Origin of the sequence: Mycobacterium sp. NPDC049093 (assembly GCF_040704635.1) — a bacterium.
Taxonomy (GTDB): Bacteria; Actinomycetota; Actinomycetes; order Mycobacteriales; family Mycobacteriaceae; genus Mycobacterium.
This window is the reverse complement of sequence record NZ_JBEZJS010000004.1, coordinates 912,893-938,955: the sequence shown is the minus strand read 5'-3', so window position 1 is coordinate 938,955 and position 26,063 is coordinate 912,893. Positions and strand designations below refer to the sequence as shown.

Annotated in this window: 26 protein-coding genes and 1 pseudogene; 13 read left to right on the top strand and 14 right to left on the bottom strand. The window is 66.2% G+C overall.

From position 1 onward, the window contains the following. Positions 1-157: 157 nt before the first annotated feature. Genes AB0876_RS20160 through AB0876_RS20150 form a run of 3 tightly spaced genes read right to left on the bottom strand, consistent with a single transcriptional unit; the run spans position 158 to position 3,827 of the window. Entirely contained in the window at positions 158-487 is a 330-nt protein-coding gene (locus tag AB0876_RS20160) for a DUF732 domain-containing protein (protein ID WP_526042752.1), read from the bottom strand. Beyond that, entirely contained in the window at positions 487-3,405 is a 2,919-nt protein-coding gene (locus AB0876_RS20155) for an MMPL family RND transporter (protein ID WP_448443747.1), read from the bottom strand. The genes AB0876_RS20160 and AB0876_RS20155 overlap by 1 nt, the downstream gene beginning before the upstream one ends. Then, entirely contained in the window at positions 3,402-3,827 is a 426-nt protein-coding gene (locus AB0876_RS20150) for an MmpS family transport accessory protein (RefSeq protein ID WP_064886758.1), read from the bottom strand. The genes AB0876_RS20155 and AB0876_RS20150 overlap by 4 nt, the downstream gene beginning before the upstream one ends. Before the next feature lie 192 nt (positions 3,828-4,019). Here AB0876_RS20150 and AB0876_RS20145 point away from each other — a divergent pair, with 192 nt between their 5' ends. After that, positions 4,020-4,682: a TetR family transcriptional regulator gene (locus AB0876_RS20145; RefSeq protein WP_448443743.1), complete on the top strand. Its 663-nt coding sequence runs from the start codon at positions 4,020-4,022 to the stop codon at positions 4,680-4,682. A gap of 52 nt (positions 4,683-4,734) precedes the next feature. Next, the gene (locus AB0876_RS20140; protein ID WP_064886760.1) at positions 4,735-5,595 is read left to right on the top strand and encodes a GNAT family N-acetyltransferase; all 861 of its coding nucleotides are present in this window, start codon (positions 4,735-4,737) and stop codon (positions 5,593-5,595) included. Here AB0876_RS20140 and AB0876_RS20135 read toward each other — a convergent pair. From AB0876_RS20135 to AB0876_RS20125, 3 genes are all read right to left on the bottom strand, one after another. Next, positions 5,589-6,203 (bottom strand): pyridoxamine 5'-phosphate oxidase family protein, encoded by a 615-nt coding sequence (locus AB0876_RS20135; protein WP_064886761.1) that lies wholly within the window; start codon positions 6,201-6,203, stop codon positions 5,589-5,591. The two genes, AB0876_RS20140 and AB0876_RS20135, sit on opposite strands and share 7 nt — an antisense overlap. 130 nt (positions 6,204-6,333) lie before the next feature. Further along, entirely contained in the window at positions 6,334-7,425 is a 1,092-nt protein-coding gene (menE, locus tag AB0876_RS20130) for an o-succinylbenzoate--CoA ligase (protein ID WP_448443740.1), read from the bottom strand. Between the two features lie 41 nt (positions 7,426-7,466). Then, positions 7,467-7,829: a DUF3349 domain-containing protein gene (locus tag AB0876_RS20125; RefSeq protein WP_064957060.1), complete on the bottom strand. Its 363-nt coding sequence runs from the start codon at positions 7,827-7,829 to the stop codon at positions 7,467-7,469. 265 nt (positions 7,830-8,094) lie between these two features. Here AB0876_RS20125 and AB0876_RS20120 point away from each other — a divergent pair, with 265 nt between their 5' ends. Genes AB0876_RS20120 through AB0876_RS20110 form a run of 3 tightly spaced genes read left to right on the top strand, consistent with a single transcriptional unit; the run spans position 8,095 to position 9,974 of the window. Further along, positions 8,095-9,348: an inorganic phosphate transporter gene (locus AB0876_RS20120; RefSeq protein WP_064886763.1), complete on the top strand. Its 1,254-nt coding sequence runs from the start codon at positions 8,095-8,097 to the stop codon at positions 9,346-9,348. A 25-nt stretch (positions 9,349-9,373) separates the two neighbouring features. After that, on the top strand, positions 9,374-9,658 hold the full coding sequence (locus AB0876_RS20115; RefSeq protein ID WP_448443738.1) for a hypothetical protein: 285 nt from the start codon (positions 9,374-9,376) through the stop codon (positions 9,656-9,658). Between the two features lie 7 nt (positions 9,659-9,665). After that, a complete protein-coding gene (locus AB0876_RS20110) occupies positions 9,666-9,974 on the top strand; it encodes a DUF3349 domain-containing protein (RefSeq protein ID WP_064934916.1) in 309 nt (102 codons plus the stop codon). A gap of 96 nt (positions 9,975-10,070) precedes the next feature. Here the strand turns inward: AB0876_RS20110 and AB0876_RS20105 are convergent, their stop codons facing one another. Both AB0876_RS20105 and AB0876_RS20100 read right to left on the bottom strand, forming a co-directional pair. Next, positions 10,071-10,454 carry a VOC family protein gene (locus tag AB0876_RS20105; protein WP_448443735.1) on the bottom strand — a complete coding sequence of 128 codons (384 nt, stop codon included), beginning with the start codon at positions 10,452-10,454 and terminating at the stop codon, positions 10,071-10,073. A gap of 44 nt (positions 10,455-10,498) precedes the next feature. After that, positions 10,499-11,368 carry an SDR family oxidoreductase gene (locus AB0876_RS20100; protein ID WP_064886772.1) on the bottom strand — a complete coding sequence of 290 codons (870 nt, stop codon included), beginning with the start codon at positions 11,366-11,368 and terminating at the stop codon, positions 10,499-10,501. A 65-nt stretch (positions 11,369-11,433) separates the two neighbouring features. Between AB0876_RS20100 and AB0876_RS20095 the strand changes: the two genes are divergently transcribed. Continuing rightward, positions 11,434-11,928, top strand: coding sequence for a pyridoxamine 5'-phosphate oxidase family protein (locus AB0876_RS20095; RefSeq protein ID WP_448443732.1), 495 nt, complete (start codon positions 11,434-11,436; stop codon positions 11,926-11,928). Here AB0876_RS20095 and AB0876_RS20090 read toward each other — a convergent pair. Continuing rightward, the gene (locus AB0876_RS20090; protein ID WP_448443730.1) at positions 11,925-12,842 is read right to left on the bottom strand and encodes a 1,4-dihydroxy-2-naphthoyl-CoA synthase; all 918 of its coding nucleotides are present in this window, start codon (positions 12,840-12,842) and stop codon (positions 11,925-11,927) included. The genes AB0876_RS20095 and AB0876_RS20090 overlap by 4 nt on opposite strands. 120 nt (positions 12,843-12,962) lie before the next feature. On the opposite strand from AB0876_RS20090, the gene AB0876_RS20085 reads away from it, so the two are divergent. After that, the gene (locus AB0876_RS20085) at positions 12,963-13,241 is read left to right on the top strand and encodes a hypothetical protein (protein ID WP_055110400.1); all 279 of its coding nucleotides are present in this window, start codon (positions 12,963-12,965) and stop codon (positions 13,239-13,241) included. A gap of 10 nt (positions 13,242-13,251) precedes the next feature. On the opposite strand, the gene AB0876_RS20080 is transcribed toward AB0876_RS20085, so the two are convergent. The 5 genes from AB0876_RS20080 to AB0876_RS20060 form a co-directional block, all read right to left on the bottom strand. Continuing rightward, positions 13,252-13,701, bottom strand: a complete 450-nt coding sequence (locus AB0876_RS20080; RefSeq protein ID WP_526042751.1) for a nitroreductase family deazaflavin-dependent oxidoreductase — start codon at positions 13,699-13,701, stop codon at positions 13,252-13,254. 9 nt (positions 13,702-13,710) lie between these two features. Beyond that, the gene (locus AB0876_RS20075) at positions 13,711-14,400 is read right to left on the bottom strand and encodes an HAD family hydrolase (protein WP_135359600.1); all 690 of its coding nucleotides are present in this window, start codon (positions 14,398-14,400) and stop codon (positions 13,711-13,713) included. Positions 14,401-14,422: 22 nt separating this feature from the next. Next, complete coding sequence (locus AB0876_RS20070) at positions 14,423-15,649, bottom strand: RNA polymerase sigma factor (RefSeq protein ID WP_526042777.1); 1,227 nt, start codon at positions 15,647-15,649, stop codon at positions 14,423-14,425. Between the two features lie 289 nt (positions 15,650-15,938). Beyond that, complete coding sequence (gene fadD8 / locus AB0876_RS20065) at positions 15,939-17,549, bottom strand: fatty-acid--CoA ligase FadD8 (protein WP_526042750.1); 1,611 nt, start codon at positions 17,547-17,549, stop codon at positions 15,939-15,941. Positions 17,550-17,756: 207 nt separating this feature from the next. Continuing rightward, entirely contained in the window at positions 17,757-18,215 is a 459-nt protein-coding gene (locus tag AB0876_RS20060) for a YciI family protein (protein WP_055110391.1), read from the bottom strand. Between the two features lie 216 nt (positions 18,216-18,431). Here AB0876_RS20060 and AB0876_RS20055 point away from each other — a divergent pair, with 216 nt between their 5' ends. From AB0876_RS20055 to AB0876_RS20030, 6 genes and pseudogenes are all read left to right on the top strand, one after another. Next, the gene (locus AB0876_RS20055) at positions 18,432-20,051 is read left to right on the top strand and encodes an amidohydrolase (protein ID WP_526042749.1); all 1,620 of its coding nucleotides are present in this window, start codon (positions 18,432-18,434) and stop codon (positions 20,049-20,051) included. Between the two features lie 29 nt (positions 20,052-20,080). Next, a pseudogene (locus AB0876_RS20050) lies at positions 20,081-21,638 on the top strand (long-chain-fatty-acid--CoA ligase). Positions 21,639-21,714: 76 nt separating this feature from the next. Beyond that, the gene (locus AB0876_RS20045) at positions 21,715-22,677 is read left to right on the top strand and encodes an esterase family protein (RefSeq protein WP_064957185.1); all 963 of its coding nucleotides are present in this window, start codon (positions 21,715-21,717) and stop codon (positions 22,675-22,677) included. 26 nt (positions 22,678-22,703) lie between these two features. Then, complete coding sequence (locus tag AB0876_RS20040; RefSeq protein ID WP_526042776.1) at positions 22,704-23,672, top strand: o-succinylbenzoate synthase; 969 nt, start codon at positions 22,704-22,706, stop codon at positions 23,670-23,672. 45 nt (positions 23,673-23,717) lie between these two features. After that, on the top strand, positions 23,718-24,863 hold the full coding sequence (locus tag AB0876_RS20035) for an LLM class flavin-dependent oxidoreductase (RefSeq protein WP_064886782.1): 1,146 nt from the start codon (positions 23,718-23,720) through the stop codon (positions 24,861-24,863). Positions 24,864-24,868: 5 nt separating this feature from the next. Then, positions 24,869-26,014, top strand: coding sequence for an LLM class flavin-dependent oxidoreductase (locus AB0876_RS20030; protein WP_064886783.1), 1,146 nt, complete (start codon positions 24,869-24,871; stop codon positions 26,012-26,014). Positions 26,015-26,063 lie beyond the last annotated feature (49 nt).

The following is a 26,063-nucleotide window of genomic DNA, read 5'->3' as shown; positions in this document are numbered from 1 at the left end:
GTGCGCAGGATCCGGTTGGGGATCGGGTAGTCGTCGGTGGCGTCGGCATTTGCGATGCCGGCGCCGGCCAGGCTGGCGGCCACCGCGCAGGTGGCGACGCCGGTGCGGATCAGGTTCTTGACGCTGGTGCGGTTGGACATGGTGCTCCCAGGGTTGGTTAGTGCGCGGCCTGTTCGTAGACGAAGCGCTGATCGGGGCAGTAGTAGTTGATGGCGGTGCCGGTGAACTGCCACGACTGGGCGTCGGTGCTGTCCTTGGCCAGTTGCTTCTTCACGAAACCGACCGAGTCCTGGGCGGTGTGGTCGACGCCGTTGTGCAGTCGCTTGCACATGATCTTGGCGATCCAGGCGTTGTAGTCCCGCTGCCCGTAGATACCGAAGGTGTGCAGCTCATTGGCGAAATCGGTGTCCGGATCGGCCGAGGCCGGTGCCGCGACGGCGAGACCGGTTGCGGCGCAGATCGACAGGGCAATGATCAGGCGTTTCATCAGGCCAGGGCCTCCTCGGGGTCTCGTTGGACGGGCTTCGGCCACGGTTGTGGCAGCGGACGCTGACGGACCCGCTGAGGCCACCAGAACCAGCGCCCGAGCAACGTGGCGATGGACGGTGTCATCAGCGACCGAACCACAAGCGTGTCGAATAGCAAGCCTAAGCCGATCGTCGTTCCGACCTGACCGATAACGATCAAACTGCTTACCGCCATCGATCCCATGGTGAAGGCGAAGACCAGGCCCGCGGAGGTCACCACGGCGCCGGTACCGACCATGGCCCGGATGATTCCGGTCTTCAGCCCGGCGTGGATTTCCTCCTTTATTCGTGAGACGAGCAGGAGGTTGTAGTCCGCGCCGACGGCCAGCAGGACGATGACCGACATCGGCATCACCATCCAGTGCAGGGGGATACCCACGATGTGTTGCCAGAGCAGTACCGACAGGCCGAAGGCCGAGGCAAGGCTCAACACCACCGTGCCCACGATCACCGCAGAAGCCACCACGGCGCGGGTGAGCACCAACATGATGATGAAGATCAGGATCAGTGCCGCTGCGGCAACGATGATCAGGTCGTAGTCGGCACCCTTCTGCATGTCGTAGTACGTCGCCGAGCTGCCGCCGAGGTAGATCTTGGCCCCCTCGAACGGTGTGCCCTTGATGGCGTCGGTTGCCGCGACCTTCATCGGTTCGATGCGTGCGGTGCCTTCCGGAGTCAGCGGATCACCCTGGTGAATGATGGTGAACCGCACCGCATGTCCGTCGGGCGACATGAACAGCTTGAGGCCCCGCTGGAAGTCGGCGGTATCGAACGCCTCCGGCGGCAGGTAGAACGAATCGTCGTTCTTGGCCGTGTCGAACGCTTCGCTCATGGCGGTGGCGGTGTTCTGCATCGCCATCGTCTGATCCTGTTGGGCCTTCTGCACCTGATACTGGTTCAGCAGCATCTGCTTCTGATGCTTCATCGACTGGATCTGCCGTGGCATCGTGGCGACCATCTTGGGCATCAGGTCGGCCATGCGCTGCATCTCGGGAACCAGGTCCTGGAAGTCGTCGGACATCGTGTTGATGCCGTCGAGGGCGTCGAAGATGGACCGGATGGACCAGCACATCGGGATGTCGAAGCAGTGCGGTTCCCAGTACAGGTAGTTGCGCAGCGGCCGGAACTGGTCGTCGAAGTCAGCCAGGTGATCCCGGACGTCGTTCATGTCGCCCGACGTCGTCTTCATCTTGTCGGCCATGCGCTGTGACACCGCAGCGAGATCCGTCTGGATGCTCATCATCTCGGTCATTGCGTCGATGCTGGTCTGCAGATCCTCAGCTTGATCGAGGATGTTCTGCAGGTTGGTCTGCGCGTAGTCGTTGTTCATCAGCTGGGTCGTACCGCTCTGGCCCAGCGTGTACGGGATCGTCGAGTGCTTGATCGGATCGCCGTCGGGACGGGTGATGGTCTGTACCTGGGCGATGCCGTGCACGTTCTTGAGGGCCTTGGCGATCTTGTCGATGACCAGGAAATCGGCCGGGTTCCGCAGATCCCGGTCGGACTCGATCATCATCAGGTCCGGGTTCATCTTCGCCTGCGAGAAGTGCCGGAACGCGGCGTCGTATCCGACGTTCGTCCCCACGTCCTTGGGCAGGAAGATGCGGTCGTTGTAGGTGGTGTGGTAGCCGGGCAGGGCGAGCAGACCGACCAATGCCGCGACGATGGCGCACACCAGGATTGCACCCGGCCAACGGACGGTGGCGGTGCCGACCCGGTGCCACCCGCGGGACTTCGAATGCCGCTTGGGCTCGAGGATCTTGCCGAATCGGCTGGCCACCGAGATGACGGCCGGTCCCAGGGTCAGTGCCATGGCGACTACCATCGTCATTCCGATCGCCAGTGGAATGCCCATGGTCTGGAAGTACGGCAGGCGGGTGAAGTGCAGGCAGAACGTGGCACCGGCGATGGTCAGACCCGACGCGAGCACGACATGGGCCGTGCCGTGGAACATGTCGTAGTAGGCCGCTTCCTTGTCCTCGCCGGATCTTCGTGCTTCCTGATATCGGCCGATCAGGAAGATCGCGTAGTCGGTGGCCGCGGCGATGGCCAAGGTCACCAGCATGTTGGTCGCGAACGTCGTGAGGCCGAAGAAGTTGTGATAGCCCAGAAGTGCGACAAGTCCACGGGCGCCGGACAATTCGAGCACAACCATCAACAGCACGATCAGTGTGGTGATGATCGATCGGTACACGCCGAGCAGCATGACGGCGATGACGCCGAAGGTGACGAGCTCGATCAGCTCCATGCTCTCGTCGCCGACGATGTTCTGGTCGGTGCTGGAGGCTGCCGATCCGGTGACGTACGCCTTCACGCCATCCGGCGCGGGGCTTTCGGTGGCGATGCGCCGCACCGCCTCAACCGACTCGTTGGCGAGCGTCTCGCCCTGGTCGCCGGCGATGTAGACCTGCACGTAGGCGGCCTTGCCGTCGCGGCTCTGGGCGCCTTTGGCCGTCAGGGTGTCGCCCCAGAAGTCCTGCACATGCTGCACGTGGGTGGTGTCTGCGCGCAGGTCCCGAACCATCTGGTCGTAGAACATGTGCGCTTCGAGGCCCAGTGGCTTGTCACCTTCGAGGACGACCATCACCGAGCTGCTGGTGTCGTACTCCTGGAACTTCTTGCCGACTTCTTTGATGGCGATCATCGACGGTGCGTCGTTGGGGCTCATCGACACCGCGCGCATCTTGCCGACGACCTCGAGTTGCGGCACGACGGTGTTGAGCAGTGCGACGATCACGATCCAGATCAGGATGATCGGCAGGGCGAAGGCCCGGATGAATCGCGGGAGCATCGGATGCGGAGGTGCCGCATGGCGTCCCGTTGGGATGGCGTCGGTCGGGGTGTCGTCGGTCTGGGTTTCTTCCGTGTGGCTGCTCATGCTGCCTTCACAAAGCAGAAGGTTTGTGCGTTCAATCCAGTAGCCGTTCTCTCTTCTTTGACCTCGTCATCGACGGTGACTCGGCAACTGATGCTGCTTCCGTCGCCTTGCGCCATGATGTTGGGTTGCACCGACGGCAATGTGGTTTGCAGGGTCAAAGACCATGGCAGCGGCACGGTTCCGGTGCGCTGGGGTTTGCCTTCGAGGTCCATGTAGTTGATGACGGCGGTGCCGCCCGTTCCGAAGATCTCGTACTTCACGAACTTGGGGTTGAAGTCTTCGGCGTTGTCCGAGGTGGTGTCGGTGATAATCACCGGATGTGCGCCGAAGACCTTGCGGACGTTCATCACGATCAGCACGCCGGCCCCCATCGCGATGACGATCAGTACGGGGAGCCAGATTCGGCGGATGGCCTTCAGCATCGCGGCGGCCCCGAGAGGAGGCCCGCGGCGGGCGTTTCGATGACAGGTGTCACTGGTGGGCCTCCCGACGTTTTCGATGCGATCGCGACAACCCTGCTGTTAGGCGTCCTACGCACTTCGAGGCGTAAAGTTATCCGAATAAGTGGATAGGATCAATCCACTTATGACGCCGCTCACTTTGGACAGAGAGATATGACCGAGGAAACAAGACCCGTGCTGCGCAAGGACGCAGAGCGCAATCGTCAGCGGGTGCTCGACGCTGCGAGGGAGCTGTTTGCCGAGAAAGGTCTTGAGGCGACGCTCAACGATGTGGCGCGCTACGCCAATGTCGGGGTGGGCACGGTGTACCGACGGTTCGCGACGAAGGAAGAGCTCATCGCGGCCATCTTCGTCGACGGTATGGAGCAGCTCACTGCGCTGGCAGAATCTGCGCTGCAACAAGAAGATTCGTGGCAGGGATTCGCCTGGTACGTCGAGAAGATGTGCGAGATCACGGCGACTGACCGGGGATTGCGGGAAATCGCGTTCAGCAAGTCCTATGGGTGCGACCGGGTCAAGGCCTGCCAGGAGCAGCTCGTCCCGGTGTTGACCAAACTGGTGGAGCGGGCCCAGCGTGACGGTTATCTACGTCCGGAGCTGTCGTCCACGGACATGCCGATCTTCGGGCTTCTGGCCGGCACGGTCAGCGAATTCGCCGGCAATGTCGATGCCGAACTGTGGCGTCGCTATGTGGCCATCCTGCTGGCCGGCATGCGCTACCACGCCGGCCAATCGTGCATTCCGGTGAAGGCGCTCGACAGCGATGAGCTCGACACCGCGATGCAGTATTGGGAGCCGGCCGGGCCGCCGCGCTGACCGACACGATGTCGGGACGTTTCGGAAATGCCTGTGCGGGCACAATATCGACGTGGCTATCTACGATGATTCGGACGCTGGTACAGGACAACTGTTTTGCGGGGTCGAGCTGGCCCGCCGGATCGAGAAAGCCGAGTCGGACCTGATCGTCGCGGCGACCCGGTCCGCGGGCGACCGTGGTGCCGACGGGTTGGTGCTGCCGGTCGCCGGCGGATTCGCCTGTTTCGCCGAGGCTGAGTCGCCGATGAACAAGCTGGTCGGCCTCGGCTTCGACGGCGTGCCCGACGAGGCCGTGCTGGGCGAGATCGAACGGGCCTTCGCGGCCAGGGGCAGCGAAACCCGGGTCGAACTGTCCAATCTCGCCGATCCCGAGATCACCGCGCTGTTGTCCGGCCGCGGCTATCGCCTCGCCGAGTTCGAGAACGTCCTCGGCCGCCCGATCGCCGTCGAGGCCCCGTTGGCGACGGAGGTGGATGTGCGCCGGGCCGACGATCTCACCGCGTGGGTGAACGTCGTGGTGGAGGGCTTCGCTCATCCGGACGGGGAAGGCCCGGTCAGCCATGAGCAGTTCCCTGCCGACATCATCGAGAGGGCCGAACGGGACATGGAAAAGGCCGGGGCCACAGCGTATATCGCGCTGTATGGCGGAGCGGTCGCCGGCGGCGGGATGATGCGGCTGAGCGGCGGGATCGCTCAGCTGGCCGGAGCCGCGACCGCGCCGGCCTACCGGCGCCGCGGGGTGCAGGCCGCGCTGCTGGCGGCGCGGCTGGCCGAGGCCGCCGACGCCGGATGCGAGATCGCCGTGGTGACGACGGCTCCCGGCTCGAAGTCACAGCAGAACGTGCAGCGTCGAGGATTCCAGCTGCTGTACACGCGGGCGATCCTGGTGAAACCGGTTGCGGCGGTTCAGTAGAGCATCTTGCGCAGGTTGTCCTCGCGGTAATACGCGTCGAGTTCCTGTTGGGTCTGGTCGGGTTTGAAGGCCTTGGCCATCTGCGCCACCGAGGGCACCGCCGTCGGATTCCAGCTCTCGGGTTTCCAGGCGTCGGAGCGCAGGAACGCCTTGGGGCAGTGGAAGAACACCTCTTCGATGTCGATTTCCAGAGCCAGGATCGGCCGCTTGCCGTCCACCACCATGGCATCGAAATAATCGGCGTCCGAAAGGATCCGGGCGGAGCCGTTGATTCGCAGGGTGTCGCCGCGGCCGGGGATGACGAACACCGTGCCCACGTGCGGCCGCTGCAGGACATTGAGGAAGCCGTCGACGCGCCGGTTGCCTGGCCGTTCCGGGATCGCGATCGTGGTGTCGTCGATGATCTGGACGAATCCAGGCGGGTCGCCCTTCGGGGACACGTCGACGCGACCGTGCGCATCGGTGGTCGCCACGAAACCCAGGGGTGACTGCTTGAGCCAGCCCTGCTGCGCTTCGGACAGGCGGTCGGTCACCTTCTTTGCGACGGCTGGGGTGGGTTGCCCGACGATGGCGCGCAGCTCGTCCGCGGAGGTCACTTCTCGGCGCATGTCTCCATCATGCCCAAGCCGACAAGTGAAATTCCGGCTCCGTGGTTGCGGCGATGCTCCCGCGGTAACAACGCAGTGGTCGTTCTCCGTGCCGGGGAACAGCCATGGCGTTGTTTTGGGCGTCCTGCGCTCAGCTGTAGCGGGCCGCCAGCGCCCGGCGGTCCAGCTTGCCGATGCCGCGGCGGGGCAACTCGTCGACGATGTGCACTTCGCGCGGTGCCGCGGTGGCATCCAGCGTCTGGGACACCTGGGCCCGTAACTCGGCCACGTCGGGGGCTGTCGCACCAGGAGCCAGCACCAGCGCGGCCACCACCCGCTGACCGAGCCGCTCGTCGGGCACCCCGAACACCGCGCAGTCGGCGATCGCCGGGTGGCCGGCCAGTGCCGATTCGACCAGTTGCGGCAGTACCGTCAGCCCTCCGGTGCTGACCGCGTCGTCGACCCGGCCCAAGACCCTGATCACACCCGAATCATCCACGGAACCAAGATCATCGGTGCGGAACCAGCCGGGCTCGGCGAACGGATCGGGTGTGACCGGGTTGCGATACCCCTTGGCTACGGTGGCGCCGCCGAGCAGGATGCGGGAGTTGTCAATCCGCACCTTCACACCGTCGAGCGCCACACCGTCGTACACACAGCCGCCTGCGGTCTCGCTCATCCCGTAGGTGCGGACCACGTTCACCCCCGCCGCTCGGGCCCGTTCGGCCACACCGGCCGGCATCGGTCCGCCGCCGATCAGCACGGCATCGAGTCCGGCCAGCGCTTCCGCGGCGGCCGGGTCCTGAAGGGACTTGTCCAGCTGTACCGCCACCAGCGAGGCGTAGCGGCGCCCACTGCCCAAAGCGGCTACCGCCGAAGGCAACTCGCCCGGTTCGAAGGAGGCCGGGATGGCGACGGGCGTGGTACCGGCCAGTACGCTGCGCACCAGCACCTGCAGGCCGGCGATGTGATAGGCGGGCAGGGCCAGCAGCCACCGGCCCGCACCACCCAACCGGGCGTGGGTGGACTCGGCGCTGGATCGCAACGCCGCCGCGGTCAGCAACGCGCCTTTGGGTTTGCCGGTGGTGCCCGAGGTTGAGATCACCAGGGCGACGTCGTCGTCGATCTCCTCGCCGGCGCGCAAAGTGGTTGTCAGCAGGGAACTCTGACGCTCGTCGTCTGCGGGCACGGGCAGGATCGCCGACTCGCGTCCGGTCAGGACGTCATCGAGGACCGCCAGCAACGGACCCGTCGCAGATCCGACGGAGACGGGGCGGAGAACGGCTATGCCGGGCCCCCTGGCTCTTTCGGGTCGTCACCGTCGGTGCGGCCGGTCTCATCGGTGCCGACGGAATCCTCGGCATCGCGCGGATCGTCCAACGGCCAGCCCTTGGCGGCGAGTCGTTGCCGTACCCGTTCGACGTCTTCCACGCGGGGCAGCTCGTCGGTGATCTGGGTGATCAGCACGCCGATGTCGATGTGATCGAAATCACCGCGATCGATGAGATCCCGTGCGACTGCTTTGACTTCGTCGTTCGTCAGGCGCCGGGTCAGCAGCGCCAACAGCGGCACCCGGTCTGGTCCGGGCACCCCCTCGGGGTACCCGGCGTTCAGCCAGGCCGCGATCTTCGCGAGAAAAGCGTTCACTGTGCCTACTCCTGATGCACCCGAGCGACGTTCCACCGGACATACGAGTTTGAGTCGGAGGACCGCATTGATGTTAGTGGTGCCGGCCGACTCTGGCTCGCAGTGAACTTATAGCCCGCTCGGAGATCGGCAAACCGCCCCGGCGAACAAACCGGGGTGGACAGATGAACACTCGGTGAACTCATTCGTAGCGTATTCGAATTCCCAGCTCAGCGAGGTGTTTCCGGCTGGTCAAAAACGCCAATGGTCCGACAGAATTACCGCCATGAGCGCTGAGCTGATCGTCCTGGTGCTGTTGATAGCAACAGCACTGGCCTTTGACTTCACAAACGGCTTTCACGACACCGGCAATGCAATGGCCACTTCGATCGCCACGGGGGCGCTGAAGCCCAAGACCGCTGTGATCCTGGCGGGTGTCCTCAACCTGGTCGGCGCGTTCCTCTCGGTCGAGGTGGCCGTCACGGTCACCACATCGGTGCTCAAGATTCAGGACAGCAAGACGGGGTCGCTGGTATCCGGCATCGATGCCTCGACGGGTCTCACGATCATCTTCGCCGGCCTGATCGGCGGCATCCTGTGGAACCTGTTGACCTGGCTCTTCGGCATTCCGTCCAGCTCGTCGCACGCGCTCTTCGGCGGTCTGATCGGCGCCGGGCTGGCAGCTATCGGACTGTCCGGGGTCAACTGGTCCGGCGTCCTCCAGAAGGTGCTCATCCCCGCGATCGCGGCTCCGTTCATCGCCTGCCTGGTCGCTGCGGCCGGAACCTGGCTGGTCTACCGCATCACCCGCAACGTGCTGAAGAAGCGCCGCGAGCAGGGTTTCCGTTGGGGACAGATCGCCACCGCCTCGCTGGTCGCCCTGTCGCACGGAACGAACGACGCACAGAAGACCATGGGTGTCATCGCGCTCGCCCTCATCACCACCGGGCACCTCACCGGGGATGTGAAGGAGAACGGTCTTCCGTTCTGGATCATCGCCTCCTGCGCACTGGCCATCGGCCTCGGCACCTACATCGGCGGCTGGCGCGTCATCCGCACGCTGGGCAAGGGCCTGGTCGAGATCGAATCCCCGCAGGGGCTGGCCGCCGAAGCATCCTCGGCCGCAATCATTTTGAGCTCCAGCGCCGCGGGTATGGCGCTGTCCACAACTCACGTCGCCACCGGCTCGATCCTCGGTAGCGGCGTCGGCAAGCCCGGCGCCGAGGTGCGCTGGGCCGTGGCAGGACGCATGGCGATGGCCTGGCTGATCACGCTGCCCGCCGCCGGAATCGTCGGCGCGCTGGCTTTCTGGCTGTCGCACGGTGTCGAGTCGCTCACCGGGGCGGCGCTCGCCGGCGACGGCCTGATCTTCCTGATCCTGGTCGCCCTGTCCGGATACATGTGGTGGCGCGCCCAGCAACAGAAGGTCGACCACAAGAACGTCAATGCCGATTGGGATGACTCCACCAACTCGGTCGTGCCGGCCGAGGTGCGTGAGGCCGGCAAGCCTGCCGCCACAGTCGACAAAGCCGCAGTCTGACCGGATCTAGCTAAGGAATCAGCTGATGATTTATGTGGACTCCATCTTCAAGGTGCTGGTTGTGGGGTTGATCCTCGGAGCCGGTCTGCCTGCGGTGTTCGCCACAGGTCTGGTGGCCTACTCGAACGGCGCCGGCGGCACTCACGAGGACGGCACCGTCGTGGCGCCCAACCCGGTGCTGAAGTTCCTCGGTCTGGCGCTCTTCGCCGTCGTCGCCGCGGTGATCGTGATCGCGATCCTGTGGATCACCAAGACCACGATCATTCATCACTTCGGATTAAACCCCGTCCCGTTCATTCCGGGTAAGTGAGCGCAGCATGACCGAAACGACGAGCTTCCTCGACAACGTGCTGAGCTGGTTGCGGGCCGGCTATCCGGAGGGCGTGCCGCACAAGGACCAGTTCGCCCTGCTGGCGCTGCTGACCCGGTCGCTGTCCGAGGACGAGGTGGTCCGGGCCACCCACGACATCCTGCGCTCCTCGGACGGGGACAGCCCTGTCACCGACGACGAGATCCGGGGCGCGGTGCAGAACGTCATCGACAAGGAACCACTTCCAGAAGAGGTCAACCAGGTCGCGGCGCGGCTGGCCTCGGTGGGTTGGCCGCTGTCGACCCCGACGCGCTGACGCTATTGCCGCATACGGCTGCGCATCGCCGATTTCTGCAGCAGGGCTGCTGATCGTGCCGATCGACAACCCAGGGGTGGAAAACGGCGCGCTGACTCAGTCGCGGGTGTCCCGGCGCAGGGGATGAGTGTCGGGCACCTGGACGAAAATCAGGGTGATGCCGTCGGGATCGGTCACGTGCATCTCGTGTAGTCCCCACGGTTCCTGGGTCGCGGCGCGGGCGATGGCCACGCCGCGGCTTTCCAGTTCAGCCTGCGTGGCGTAGACGTCGCGCACCTGCAGCCAGAGTGCCCCGGGGAACACCCCGGGTTCGGTGGGACTATGGTGCCCGGCCAGCTCGATCAGTGACTGGCCCGCGTAAAACACTGTGCCTGCACCGTATTCGCGGGCGATGGCCAGGCCGATCCCATCGCGGTAGAACTCCACTGACTTCGGGTAATCGACCGGTCGGATCAACATCCTGCTGGCCAGGATCTCCATAGCCCTTGTCTACCACCGCCGGGTGCCGGCCGCGGTGCGACACGTCAGACCGGTTGGACCCGTTGCCGTTTCATCAGGGCGTCGACCAGACCGGGTGCCACGGTGTTCAGTGCCTTGGCGGTCACTGCCATCCGTGGCGCGATCTGTACCGGCCGGGTGCGCGCCGCGGTCAGCATCCAGTCGGCGGCCTCGGCGGCCGACAGTCCGGGCAGTCCGTCGTAGGCCCGGGTGGGGGCGATCATCGGGGTCTTCACCAACGGGTAGTACAGCGTGGTGGAATGCACGCCGACGGAGGCCCATTCGGTCTCGATGACCCGGCTGACCGCGGCCAGCGCTGCCTTGGATGCGTTGTACACCGCGAACAGCGGTGAGGATTCGTTCATCACGCCCCAGGTGGCGACGTTGATGATGTGCCCGTCCCGACGTTCCCGCATGCCCGGGGCCAGGCCGCGAATGAGCCGCAGCGGCGAGTAGTAGTTGAGCGTCATGGTGCGCTCGACGTCGTGCCAGCGATCCAGAGATTCGGCCAGCGGCCGCCGGATCGACCGGCCGGCGTTGTTGATCAGGATGTCGACACCGCCGAGGTCACGTTCCACGGTGGCGACCAGCTCGTCGATGGCGTCCATGTCGGACAGGTCCACCGCGTGGGCGTGGGCGTCGCCGCCCTTGGCGGAGATCCGCCCGACCAGGTCGTCGAGCAGTTCCTGGCGGCGGGCCACCGCGATGACGGTGGCTCCCTTCGCGGCGAACTTCTCCGCTGCGGCCTCGCCGATGCCCGACGAGGCGCCGGTCAGCAGGATGCGCTTGCCTGCGACATCGATATCGTCACGGGCCTGCAGCCGTTCGGTCAGCGGCGGGCGCATGCTCGTCAACAGCACCTGCTCAGAGAGCCGGCGCAGCGGGTTCTTGCTCATCCGCCGAGTTTAGGTCGCCTACCTTTCCGCGATGACTTGTGGGCGCCTCCCGAGTCGATATCGCTATGACCATCACCGGCAAGCTCGACCAGCGCTTCAGCGAGGCGACCGAACCGACCACGTGGCCGGCCGCCGCGGCCGCACTCGAAGCCGCCGGGCTGTACTGGCTCACCACCGTGCGCGGCGACGGGCGGCCGCACGTCACACCACTGGTCGGGGTGTGGACCGACGATGCGTTCGTGTTCTGCACCGGGCCCTCCGAGCAGAAGGCCCGCAACCTGCAGGCAGGCGCTGCCGTCGTCGTCACAACCGGAACCAACACGTGGAATGCGGGCCTGGACATCGTGGTCGAGGGGACCGCCGCGCGGGTGACCGGTCGGCAACGGTTGACCACCCTGGCCGATGCCTATCGGAGCAAGTACGGCGACGACTGGGATTTCGATTGCGACGACGAGGTTTTCGATCCGGACGGTGAGGCGGCGATCGTCTACCGGGTCACCCCGGCCAAAGTGCTCGCGTTCGCTAAGTCACCGCACGGCCAGACGGGTTTCCATTTCTAGAAGTAGCGCGGGAAACCGCTCCAGTCGGGATCGCGCTTCTGCAGGAACGCGTCGCGGCCCTCGACGGCCTCGTCGGTCATGTACGCCAACCGGGTGGCCTCTCCGGCGAACACCTGCTGGCCGACCAGGCCGTCGTCGATCAGGTTGAACGAGAACTTCAGCATCCGGATGGCCTGGGGCGACTTGCCGTTGATCTCGGCCGCCCACTGCAGGCCGACCGCCTCCAGCTCGGCGTGGTCGACGACGTCGTTCACCGCGCCCATCTGGTACATGGTCTCGGCGTCGTAGGCGCGGCCCAGGAAGAAGATTTCGCGGGCGAACTTCTGCCCGGTCTGGCGGGCCAGATACGCGCTGCCGAAGCCGCCGTCGAAGCTGCCGACGTCGGCATCGGTCTGCTTGAACCGGGCGTGCTGGCGGCTGGCCAGGGTCAGGTCGCAGGTGACGTGCAGGCTGTGGCCGCCACCGGCTGCCCAGCCGTTGACCAGGCAGATCACCACTTTCGGCATGAACCGGATGAGCCGCTGCACCTCGAGGATGTGCAGTCGTCCGGCCCGGGCCGGGTCGACGGTCTCGGCGGTCTCCCCGTCGGCGTACTGGTACCCGGAGCGCCCGCGGATGCGCTGGTCCCCGCCCGAGCAGAAGGCCCAGCCGCCGTCCTTGGCCGACGGGCCGTTGCCGGTCAGCAGCACCACCCCGACGTCGGGGGACATCCGGGCGTGGTCGAGGACGCGGTACAGCTCGTCGACGGTGTGCGGCCGGAAAGCGTTGCGCACCTCGGGCCGGTCGAACGCGACCCGCACCGTGGGCTGCCGGGCGTCGTTGGCGACGTGGCGGTGGTAGGTGATGTCGGTCAGATCGTCGAAGCCGGGCACCGGCTCCCAGGCTGTGGGGTCGAACGGGTTGTCTGCACTCACGTGCTCGACTGTAGAGCGAGGGCAACTCGACGTTTCACAGGTACCGTCGCGGGGTACAAAACCTGGCGCGATGATGCGTACAGCGCATCACCAGATCAGAAAGAGACGACGTTGACCACAATGAAGAAGTCGGCAGGTGTGTTGTTCTCGGGGTTGGCTGTCGGCCTTGCACTCGTCGGATGTTCACCTGCGATCACCGGTGGTGACACCAAGTGCAAGGACTTCATCGGGCAGGACGAGAAGACCCAGGACGAAGCCGTGTCCAAGATGCTCAAGGATGAGAAGGGCAACGATCCAGCTCAGCTCGAGATCACCGGAACCCGGATGGCGGTGCAGGCCTTCTGCCAGACGGTGGGCAAGCAGGACTCCAAGATCAAGGAAGCCCCGCACCTGAGCTGACGGGCAGCTGCTAGATCGGGTCCAACCGGAACACCGGGCAGCGCCCGGCGAGTGTCTCGAACTCGTCCGGATTGGGCCCGGTCACCAGCCCGGCGTTGCGCATGAACCCGACACCGGTCGGAACCAGGACGGGGAATTGGCGCAGCAGTGGCCGGGCCTGCTCGACGGGGATCTCGACCACCCGGACCCGCTGGTCTTTGCGCCCCTGGTGCACGGTGGCCTCGCCGGCAGCGCGGGCGTTGGCGGCCCAGTCGCCCTTCGGCAGCCCGCCGACGATGTAGCGGTGCCCGTCGACGGTCATCGGGGTGACGGGCGTCGACCGGGGTTTACCGCTCTTGCGGCCCGTCACCGTGAGCACCACAGGACCTTTGTCGCCGCCGACGCCGAGCTTGTTTAGCCCGATCATCACCTTGTTGACGTATTTCAGCCACCACGGTGGCCGGATGCGGTCGTCAGCCATGACTCCACATTAGGCGCGGATACCGACAGCCTGCAGGGCCGTGATCAGCCCGTCGGGCCGCTGCGCGGTGGGCAGCGGATCGACCAGAGCGAACTGGCAGCCGACGGCACGGGCACCGCCATCGGCCTCCTCGCTGTCGCCGACCATCAGCGCTTCCTGCGCCGGCACGCCGACGCGCTGCAGCGCCGTGGTGAAAATCGCCGGGTCGGGTTTGACCGCGCCCACTTCGAAGGACAGCACGAACTCGTCGACGTGCTCGGCGGCGCCGATCGCGGTGAAGGCCGGACGCACATCGAATGCGATGTTGGATACGACGGCCGTCCGGAGTCCTTGTGCTTTGAGGCTTTTGAAGACCCGCGCGGTGTCCGGGTAGGCCGTCCAGCTGGCCGGCTCGATCACCCGGTTGTACAGCGATTCGGCGTGATGGTCGGCCAGCCCGGATTCCCGCAGCACATGCAGATAGGCCTCACGGTGCAGGTGTGGGGCCAGGTCCCGGTTGACCCAGGCCCGGTACTGCTCGTCGGTCATCGTCACGGACCGTCCGGTCGGGGCGGTCAGCCGGCGCATCAACTCGGCCTGCACGTGCCCGTCGACCTCGCGTTCGTCCACGGCCATTCCGGCGAACCAACTGTCCTGTTCCTCCAGGCGGAACAGGGTTCCGGAGAAGTCGAACAACACTGCCGACACCATGTCCGCCATCGTGCCACGACCTCGCCCGGGATCAGCCGCGTTCGCGGATTGCCTTGTTCGCCAGTACGTCTCGCTCGCGTTCGTTGTCGGTCAGGGCGGCGGCCCGGTCGAACTGCTCGGCGGCCTCGGTGTGCCGGCCCAGCCGGGACAGCAGTTCGCCGCGCACGCTGGGCAGTAGGTACGAGCTGTCCAGCCCCTCGATCCCGTCGACGATCTCCCATGCCTCCTGCGGGCCGGAGTGCATGGCTACGGCCACTGCCCGGTTGAGCTGCACCACCGGGGACGGGTTGATCTGCAGCAGCGCGTCGTACAGGGCGACGATGCGGGCCCAGTCGGTGTCGGCCGCCGTCGGGGCCACCGCGTGGCATTCGGCGAGCGCGGCCTGCAACGCATATGGGCCCCAACCACGTTGCTGCCGTGCGGCGCCGGAGCGCTCAAGGGCTGTGATGCCGCGCCGAATCTGGGCCCGGTCCCAGCCGGCCCGATTCTGGTCCTCCAGCAGGATGGGCCGGCCCTCGGCATCGGTGCGCGCCGCAAAGCGTGAGGACTGGAACTCCATCAGGGCGAGCAGGCCGTGAACCTCGGGTTCGTCGGGCACCAGGGCGGCCAGCACACGGCCCAATCGCAGGGCCTCGGTGCACAATTCGTCGCGGATCCAGCGCTGTCCGGCGGATGCCGAGTAGCCCTCGTTGTAGATCAGGTAGATGACCGAGAGCACCGCCGACAGCCGGTGCGGGTATTCGTCGCGCGGCGGCACCTCGAAGGGCGGGTTGGCTTGTGACAGGGTCTTTTTGGCGCGGGTGATGCGCGCGGCCGCGGTGGCGGTCGAGATGAGGAAGGCCCGGGCGATCTCTTCGGTGCTCAGCCCGCCGACCATACGCAGTGTCAGCGCGACCTGGGCCTCACGCGACAGCACCGGGTGGGTGGCGATGAAGATGAGGCGCAGGACGTCGTCGTCGATCCGGTCGGGGTCCCAGGCCTCGTCGACGTGCTCGGCCAGGTCGTGGGCCAGCACCTCGTACTTCGCGTCGAGGCGTTCCGCGCGCCGCCAGTGGTCGATGGCCTTGCGTTTGGCGACGGTGGTCAGCCAGGCACCGGGGTTGCGCGGCACACCGGTCTGCGGCCATTGCATGAGGGCGTCGAGCAGTGCGTCGGAGGCGAGGTCCTCGGCCAGGCCGACATCGCCGACAGTGCGGGTCAGCGTGGCCAGGATCTTGGCCGCCTCCATCCGCCAGACCGCGTCGAGCGTTGCGCGCATGTCGGCGGAGGTGGCGGGCACGTCGGGCACCTCACCCATTCTGCCGAGCAGACGCGTCGCCCATTGTCGGGCGTCCATTGCCCCGGGCGCCCACTGTCACGCTGGAGTGGCACTGGTGGCCGACAGTCACTCCAACGTGACAAAGCTGGATGGTCGATGGCGACGTGTCACCCCACTGTCACGCTGGAGTGGCACTGGGGGCCGAGCGCCACTCCAGCGTGACAAAGCGGGCAAGTGACAAAGCGGGCAAGTGACAAAGCGGGCAAGCGGGCAAGCAGGCCCGAGAAAATCAGCCGATCGCGCGGGCAGCACCTTCCCAGAACTGGGCGCGCACGGCCTTCTTGTCGGGCTTGCCGAGTGCGGTCACCGGCACGGAGTCGACGACGATCACCTGCTTGGGCGATTGCACCGAGCCCTTGCGGTCCTTGACCGCGGCCTGGATCTCGGCGGTCACCGTGGCCACTGCCTCGTCGCTGGAGTCAGCGTCGGGACGTAGCACGATCACCGCGGTGACGGCTTCGCCCCACTTCTCGTCGGGGGTGCCGATCACGCACACCTGGGCCACCGAAGGATGTTCGGCGACAACGTCTTCCACTTCACGCGGGAACACGTTGAACCCGCCGGTGACGATCATGTCCTTGACCCGGTCGACGATGAACCAGTAGCCGTCCTCGTCTTCGCGGGCCATGTCGCCGGTGTGCAGCCAGCCGTCGCGGAAAGTCTCCGAGGTGGCGTCCTCGAGCTTCCAGTAACCGCCGGCCAGCAGCGGCCCGGACACGCAGATCTCACCGACCTCGCCCTGCTGCACCGGATTGCCCTCGGCATCCAACAGCGCGGTCCGCGCGAACAGGGTGGGCCGGCCACACGACGTCAGACGCTTCTCGTCGTGGTCCTTCTTGCCGAGGTAGGAGATCACCATCGGTGCCTCGGACTGGCCGTAGTACTGAGCGAAGATCGGCCCGAAGCGCTTGAGCGCCTCGGCCAGCCGCACCGGGTTCATCGCCGAGGCGCCGTAGTACACGGTCTCCAGCGAGGACAGGTCGCGGGTGTGCGAGTCGGGGTGGTCCATCAGGGCGTAGATCATCGACGGCACCAGCATGGTCGCGGTGATGCGTTGTTCCTCGATGACGCGCAGCACCTCGGCCGGGTCGAACTTGGTCAGCACCACCAGTTCGCCGCCCTTGACGATGGTCGGCGTGAAGAACGCCGCGCCGGCGTGTGACAGCGGGGTGCACATCAAAAAGCGCGGGTTCTCGGGCCACTCCCACTCGGCGAGCTGAATGGTCGTCATGGTGGAGATCGAACGCACCGTGCCCATCACGCCCTTGGGCTTACCGGTGGTGCCACCGGTGTAGGTGAGGCCGCCGACGTGGTCGGGAGCGAGTTCGGCGGCAGCCAGCGGCACCGGGGAGTACTTGGCGGCCTCGGCCGTCAGATCGGAGACCGACGCGCTGGACGCGGCCAGGGCTTCGGGCACCGGGCCGATCGTCAGCACCTGGCGAAGCGAGGGCACCTTCTCCAGCAACCCCAGGGCCCGCTCCACGAACGCGGGGGTGGGGTCGATGATGAGCGTCGTCACCTCGGCGTCGGACAGCACGTAGGCGTGGTCGTCCAGCGAACCGAGAGGGTGTAGTGCCGTCCGGCGGTACCCCTGGGTCTGGCCGGCGCCGATGATCATCAGGACTTCGGGCCGGTTCAGGGACAGCAGGCCGACGCCCTCGCCGGTGCCGGCGCCGAGCGCCTCGAAGGCCTGAATGTACTGGCTGATGCGTTCCGCGAGCTCGCCACCGGTCAGGGTGGTGTCGCCGAGGAACAGCACAGGCTTGTCCTTGTTGCGCTTCAGCGCACTGACGGTGAGGTGGCCGGAATGGATGGGATGGTGCAGCAGCGCATCACTCATGAACTACAGACTAGAACGTGTTCCAGAAACTGCGGAGCCGATCCCCCGATGTGGGATGTAACACAAGGTCATCGCGGACCGAAATACAGACCGAAATACAGGTAGTGCGGTACTCGTGTCCACGAAGTCCGCGCTGCTTAATCTCTGAGATGTGGGGGGCGGAGCCGGGCCCCGGCGGGTTAGGGACCGCCGGGGCTTGTGCTCGGATCAGCGGTTGGCGGCCGCGCGGGCGGCCTTCGCCGCCTTTTCCGCGAGGTCGGCCTTCCACTGGATTTCCTTCTGGACCCACTCGTTGTCCTGTGGAAACTCTTCGGTCTCGCTGACCCGGCGGACCTCCAGCTTCACGCCGCATCCCAGCGGGCACTTCCGGGCCCACTGCTTGGCCTCCTCCTTGGAAGACACCTCCAGGATCCAGAACCCGTTGAACAGTTCCTTGGCCTCGGTGTACGGCCCGTCGGTGACCACCGGGGGATCGGCGTTGAAATCGACGACGAAGCCCTCGTCGGGATCGGTCAAGCCCTCGCCGGCCAGCATCACACCGGCCTTGATCAGCTCTTCGTTGTAGCGGCCCATCTGGGCGATGATCTCGTCGAAGTCGATGTTCTCCTCGGCCATCGCGGCCTCGGCCTCGGGGGTGGACCGCATGATCAGCATGTAGCGCGACATTGTGTGTCTCCTTCGTGCGTCGGGAAGGGGCTCGGCCTATCGTGCCCTCGTTACTACGTCGAACGGCACCCCGCGAAAATCGACACAGGCCGAAAACTTTCTGAAAATTTCTCAATCCGCAGGCCACGGCTGTTTGCGCTGAAGATTGCGGCCACCTGATGACCGCTATCTTCAGCATTGGCTCCTCGAAGACGGGCGACGCTCTAACATCCGGGCATGACCAGCCCGAGCGAGTCCGCTGATCTCGTCCTCTACGGAACCATTCTCACGGTCGACGACACGCAACCCACTGCCGAGGCGCTCGCAGTCTCCGGCGGGCGCATCGTCGCGGTCGGCGCCCGGGCCGAGGTGGCCGGCTGGGTCGGGGAGGGCACCGATGTCCGTGAGGTCGACGGCTGCGTCATGCCGGGTTTCGTTGAGGCACATGGTCATCCGCTGATGGAGGCGGTCGCACTTTCCGGCCGTATCGTCGACATCCGCCCGGTCACCTTGCCGAGTGCCGGCGAGGTGCTCGACGCGATAGATGCCGAGGTCGCCCAGCGCGGAGCCGACGGCGCGTTCCTGAACGGCTGGGATCCGTTGCTGCAGGACGGATTGCCCGACCCGAACCTGGCCTGGCTGGACGGCATCGCGCCCGACACGCCGCTGGTGATCGTGCACAACTCGGGCCACAAGGCCTTCTTCAACAGCGCGGCCGCCCGCCGTGCCGGGCTGACCCGAGACACTCCTGACCCCAAGGGCGCCAAGTACGGACGCACGGCAGACGGGGAGCTCGACGGCACCGCCGAGGAAACCGGGGCGGTGTTCCCGCTGCTCGGCGATGCCATCTCGGCTCGCGACTATCCGGAGATGCTGGCCGCGGAATGCGCGCGGCTGAACCGGGCCGGCTTGACCACCTGCTCGGAGATGGCGTTCGACCCGATGTTCCGGCCGTTGCTGGCGCAGTTGCACGACCAGCTGACGGTGCGGTTGCGCACCTATGAAATGTCGACCGCTGCGCTGCACACCGACGCCAGCCCGGCCGAGGGCGACGACATCGTGCGCCAGGTCGGCATCAAGATCTGGGTCGACGGGTCGCCATGGGTGGGCAACATCGATCTGACGTTCCCGTACCTGGACACCGATGCCACCCGGACCATCGGTGTGGTGCCCGGCTCGTGCGGCCACGCCAACTACACGAAGGAACAGCTCACCGAGATCGTGGGCACGTTTTTCCCGCAGGGTTGGCAGCTGGCCTGTCACGTGCACGGTGACGCCGGCGTGGACACCATTTTGGACGTCTACGAGGAAGCACTGGGGCGCTGGCCACGAAAAGATCACCGGCTGCGGCTGGAACACGTCGGCGCGATCACGCCCGAGCAGTTGCAGCGTGCGCACGGCCTCGGGGTCACCTGCAGCCTGTTCGTCGACCATCTGCACTACTGGGGCGACATCCTCGTCGACGGGCTGTTCGGGCCCGAGCACGGCGGGCGCTGGATGCCCGCGGGCTCGGCAGTGGCGACCGGCATGAGGATCTCGCTGCACAACGATCCGCCGGTCACCCCGGAGGAACCTCTGCGCAACATCAGCGTGGCCGTCACCCGGACCGCGCCGAGCGGCCGGGTGCTCGCCCCCGAGGAGCGGCTCACCGTCGAGCAGGGGATCCGGGCGCAGACCATCGACGCCGCGTGGCAGTTGTTCGCCGACGACGTGATCGGCTCACTCGAGGTCGGTAAGTACGCCGACCTGGTGATCGTCTCGGCCGACCCGCGCACGACAAGCCCGGAGAGCATCGCCGACCTGGAAGTACAGGCCACATTCCTGGCTGGGCAGCAGGTTTATCCGAAAGCCGGTTGACGGCTCGCGTGCCATGGCACGCTCTGGACATGTCAGATTTGCCGGCTCCGCAGTTTCTCGACGAACGCGCCGCCCATTGGGCGGCCACAAAGCCTGACGAGGAAGCGGTCACCTATCTGAGCCGCAGTTGGACCTGGTCGCAGTGGTACGACAGGGTCCAGCGGTTGGCCGGTGCGTTGAGTGCGTGGCGCGTCGGCCGTGGTGGCATTCCTCGACAAGAACCACGTGGCGTGTGTCGAGATGACGCTCGCGGCCGCGTCGCTCGGCGCGGCCAACGCGATCATCAACTTCCGGCTCGCCGCCGACGAGTTGGATTACGTGCTCAACGACTGCGGGGCCAAGGTTCTCGTGGTCGGTGAGGAGCTCCGGCCGGGTATCGACGCCATCGCCGATCGGCTCACGTCCGTCGAGCACATCGTGACCGTGACGCCCGAGGGCGGTGACGGCGACGAGTACGAGGCGCTGCTCGCCGGTGCGTCGCCGGTGGGTCGCTCGGCCGATGTTCAGCCCGACGACACGTGCATCATCATGTACTCGTCGGGCACCACCGGCAGGCCCAAAGGTATTGCGCTCACCCACTCCAACGTCATCGCCCACACGATCAACGCATTCGAGGGCTGGACGCTCAGCGCCGGCGACAAGAGTCTGGTGGCCATGCCGCTGTTCCACGTCGGAGGGTCGTCCTACATGCAGTGGGGGCTGTATCACGGGGCGCCGACGTACATGACGCGTGATGTCGACGGGATGGCCTTGGCTGGCGGGATTCTCGCCGGGGCGAACCGGACGTTCCTCGTTCCTGCCGTGCTGGCCAAGGTGTTCGACACCGGCGAGGACGCGGTGAAACTCTTCGGTGCGTTGAAGACCTTCGCCTACGGCGCATCGCCGATGCCGTTGCCGCTGTTGCGTTCTGCGCTGCAGGCCTGGCCGGAGACAGAGTTCATCCAGGTGTACGGGCTGACCGAGGTCTCCGGGGCGATCAGCCGGCTGGGGCCCGATGATCACCGTGAGGCCAGTGAAGAGCGGCTCATGAGTGCGGGCACCGTGGTTCCCGGCGCCGAGGTCAGGGTGGTCGATCCCGACACCGGTGCCGAGGTGCCCGCTGGCGAGCAGGGCGAATTATGGTTCCGCTCACCGCAATTGATGAAGGGTTATCTGAACCGCCCGGAGTCGACGGCAGAGGCCGTCACGCCTGAGGGCTGGTTCCGCACCGGCGACATCGGCCGCGTCGACGACGGCGGCTACATCTTCGTCGAAGACCGGCTCAAGGACATGATCATCTCCGGCGGGGAGAACATCTACTCGATCGAGGTCGAGCGCGTGCTGGCCGAACACCCCGCTGTCGTCGACGTCGCGGTGATCGGGGTGCCCGACGAAAAATGGGGTGAGTCGGTGAAAGCCGTTGTGACACTGGAAGGCGAGGTTTCCGAGCCAGACCTGATCGCGTTCGCCCGCGAACATCTGGCCGCCTACAAATGCCCCAAGTCGGTCGACATCGTCGACGAGTTGCCGCGTAATCCCACCGGCAAGATCCTCAAGAAGGATCTGCGAAAGCCCTACTGGGAGGGTCGCGACCGCGCCACCGTGTGAAAATTGGCTCTGTATTTCCTGTTCCAGCCGGAGTAGCTTCGAATCCATACGTGTGCGCGAGAACTGGGGTGCGGACATGGTGGATACGTATATTCGGCAGGGATTTTCCCGCGGGCTGGTGGTCTTGTCCGCACTGATGTTGGCCGTGACGGCCGGTCTTCTCGGTTCACCGCCGACAGCGAATGCCTGGTCACGAGCCGGTTTGCCGGTCGAGACACTCTCGGTTCCGTCGGGCGCCATGGGGCGCGATATCAAGGTGCAGTTCCAAGGCGGCGGTTCGCACGCGGTCTATCTGCTGGACGGCCTGCGTGCCCGCGACGACGCCAACGGCTGGGACATCGAGACCCCGGCGTTCGAGTGGTTCTACCAATCGGGGTTGTCGGTGGTCATGCCCGTCGGTGGCATGTCGAGCTTCTACACCGACTGGTATCAGCCGGCGGCGGGCAACGGCGGTGTGCAGACCTACAAGTGGGAGACGTTTCTGACCAGCGAGTTGCCGCAGTGGCTGGCCGCCAACCGGAATGTGTCCGCATCGGGCAACGCGGTGGTCGGACTGTCGATGTCGGGTAGCTCGGCGCTGATCCTGGCCGCCTATTACCCGGGACAGTTCCGCTACGCGGGGTCTTTGTCGGCGTTCCTGAATCCCTCGGCCGGCCCGTGGCCCGGTCTGATCGGCTTGGCGATGAACGACTCCGGTGGTTTCTCCTCGGCGGCCATGTGGGGTCCGCCGGGTGATCCGGCGTGGGCGCGCAACGATCCGACACTGCAGGTGGGGCGCCTGGTGGCGAACCACACCCGCATCTGGGTGTACTGCGGTTCGGGAACCCCGGGCGAGCTGGGCGGCGGCGACCTGCCGTCCACCTTTCTGGAAGGCACCGCGCTGCAGAGCAATTTCAACTTCCGCGACCAGTACGTCGCAGCGGGCGGAAACAACGCGGTGTTCAACTTCCCGCCCACCGGCACCCACACCTGGAGCTACTGGGGTGCGCAGCTGAACCAGATGAAACCCGACATCCAACGGACCCTGGGCGCCGCCTGACCGCATTGGGCATCATTGACGGCGTGATGGACGCGGCGCCGACGTTGGATGACCTATTGGACCGTCTGCATGTCGTGGCCCTGCCGATGCGGGTTCGCTTCCGCGGCATCACCGTTCGTGAGGTGGCGCTGATCGACGGCCCGGCCGGTTGGGGGGAGTTCGGCGCGTTCGTCGAATACGGGGCGCCGGAGGCGGCGGCCTGGTTGGCCGCCGGCATCGAGGCGGCGTACCGGCCGGCGCCTGTGGTCCACCGCGATCGCATCCCGATCAACGCCACCGTGCCCGCGGTCCCGGCCGCCCAGGTGCCCGAGGTGCTGGCGCGGTTCCCGGGTGCACGCACGGCCAAGGTCAAGGTCGCCGAGCCGGGGCAGACCCTGGCTGACGACGTCGCGCGGGTCAACGCCGTGCGCGCGCAGGTTCCGGTGGTACGGGTGGATGCCAACGGAGGCTGGACGCTGCCGCAGGCAGTCGAGGCTGCCGCTGCGCTCACCGCGGATGGGCCACTGGAGTATCTGGAGCAGCCGTGTTCGACGGTCGACGAGTTGGCCGCGCTGCGGCGGCAGGTGTCGGTGCCGATCGCGGCCGACGAGTCGATCCGCAAGGCCTCTGATCCGTTGCGGGTGGTGCGGGCCCGTGCCGCCGATGTCGCGGTGCTCAAGGTGGCGCCGCTGGGCGGGGTGGCACGCATGCTCGACATCGCCACGCAGATCGATATCCCGGTTGTGGTGTCCAGTGCGCTGGATTCAGCGGTCGGCATCGCGCGCGGATTGCTGGCCGCCGCCGTCCTGCCCGAGTTGGAGCACGCGTGCGGTCTGGGCACGGGCGGATTCTTCGTGGAGGACGTCGCCGAGGTTCCGGCGCCGGTCGATGGGTACCTGCCGGTGGAGACGGTGGTGCCGGATCCCGACCGACTGTCCGCGTTGGCAGCGACGCCGGAGCGTCGGCAATGGTGGATCAATCGGGTACGCGAGTGCTACCCACTGACATTGGAGTAGGGCACTACTCTAAGCAAACCGGCTCGGTCGTCCGACACTCGCTGGATGACTCGATTTCGCGTCGGCATCATGGACCCGACGATCGCCTCCCGGCCCACCGTGGACCTGTTCACCCGGGCAAACTACCTGAGTGCGGTCGCCGGAGGCGTCGACTCGTTCTGGGTGCCCGACCACCTCAACGCGCTGTTCCCCCGATCGTTGTGGCAGCCGAAGTTCTGCGGTGGCGCCAAGATGCTGCCCTCGGCCGATGCCTACCTGGAGCCGTGGACGATGCTGGGTAATCTCGCCGCCCGCAACCGGGTTGCGCGGCTCAGGTTGGGAGTGGGGGTGACCGACACCGGCCGGCGCAACCCGGCCGTCACCGCGCAGGCCGCTGCGACGATGAACCTGCTCACGAAGGGCCGGTTCATCCTCGGCATCGGCGCCGGAGAGCGCGAGGGCAACGAACCCTACGGGGTGGATTGGGCAAAACCGGTGGCCCGGTTCGAAGAGGCGATGGCCACCATCCGGACCCTGTGGGATTCGAATGGTGAACTGGTCAACCGTGATTCGCCGTTCTTTCCGCTGCGCAACGCGATCTTCGACCTGCCCGCGTACCGCGGACGCTGGCCCGAGATCTGGATTGCCGCGCACGGTCCGAGGATGCTGCGGGCCGCGGGCCGCTACGCCGACGGGTTCTTTCCCGCGTTCCCCCATGCGCCGCAGGAATATGCCCAGCGTCTCGAGGTCGTGCGGTCGACTGCCTCCGACGCCGGGCGCGATCCGATGGCCATCACCCCTGCCCTGTGGATGATGGTCGTGCCGGCGCGCACGCCCGACGACCTCGACGAGGCACTGGAATCGGCGGTCCTCAAGGCCGGTGCCCTGAACGCACCCGATGATTTCTACGCCCGACACGGGGCTCAGCACCCGCTGGGCGTCGGTTTCTCGGGCGCGCAGGACATCCTGCCCCAGGACTGGGATGAGGAGACGGCGCTGTCCTATGTCAAGGCGGTTCCGACGTCGCTGCTGCGGGAGATGTACCTGTGCGGGACAGTGGATGAGATCGTCGAGCAGGCGGCGGAGTGGCGCCACCACGGTGTTCGGTACCTGGTGCTGGCGAATGTCGGTCCGCTGCAGGGCACGCTCCGCAGGGGCCTGACGTCGCAACTGCTGTACAGCCAGGTCATCCGCAAGCTGAAGAAGCTCTGATCCCCATGGGTGGTCTGCAGGTCGGCCTGTTGGACTTGATCACCGCGAGCAAGCCAGCGGCAGACACCTTCACCAGCGCCAATTATCTGTCGGCCGTCGGTGCCCGGGTCGATTCCTTCTGGGTGCCCGACCATCTCAACGCGATATTCCCCCGGGCTTTGTGGCAGGAGAAGTACTGCGCTGCAGCCAAGTTGGTCCCCTCTGTCGATGCCTGCATGGAACCGTGGACGATGCTGGGGAAGCTCGCGGCGCGCAACCGCTTCGCGCGGTTGCCGCTCGGCATCTGTGTCACCGATGCCGGGCGCCGGAACCCGGCCGTCAGCGCTCAGGCGGCGGCAACCATGCAGCTGCTGACCAAGGGGCGCTTCATCTTCGGTATCGGCCCCGGCGAGCGCGAGGGTAATGAGCCCTATGGTGTGGATTGGTCGAAACCGGTGGCCCGGTTCGAGGAGGCGATGGCCACGATCCGTGCCTTGTGGGACTCGAATGGTGAACTGGTCAACCGCGATTCACCGTTCTTCCCGCTGCGCAACGCGATCTTCGACCTGCCGCCCTACCGGGGCAAGTGGCCGCCGATCTGGGTTGCCGCGCACGGCCCCAGGATGTTGCGTATCGCCGGACGCTACGGCGACGGGTTCTTCCCGGCGTTCCCACACTCGCCCCAGGATTATGCCCAGCGGTTGGAGGTGGTGCGCGGGGCCGCATCCGACGCGGGTCGAGACCCGATGGCCATCACCCCGGCGCTGTTGGTGATGGTCGTGACGGCGCGCAGCCGCGCCGAGGTCGACGATGCCCTGGAATCCGAGGTGATGCGGGCAGGTTGCCTCAGTGCGTCCGATGAGTACTTCGCGCGGCGCGGCGCAGAGCATCCACTGGGAGTGGGTTTCTCCGGCGGACAGGACATCCTGCCCCAGGACTGGGACGAGCAGACCGCGCTCTCCCACATCAAGGGCATCACGCCGCACCTGATGCGGGACATGGGGCTGATCGGGACGCCCGACGAGGTGCTGGACCGGGTGGCCGAGTGGCGGGATTGCGGCGTGCGCCACCTCGTGCTGACCAACGGGGGCCTGATGCAGCGCAGTCTGCGGCACGGTGTGGCGACGGTGCCGTCGTTCTACCGGGTGGTGCGCGGGATCAAGAAACTCTAGAGCCCGGGTGCCGGCCCATGTCCTGATTTGTGGGGTGCGTGACGTAGAC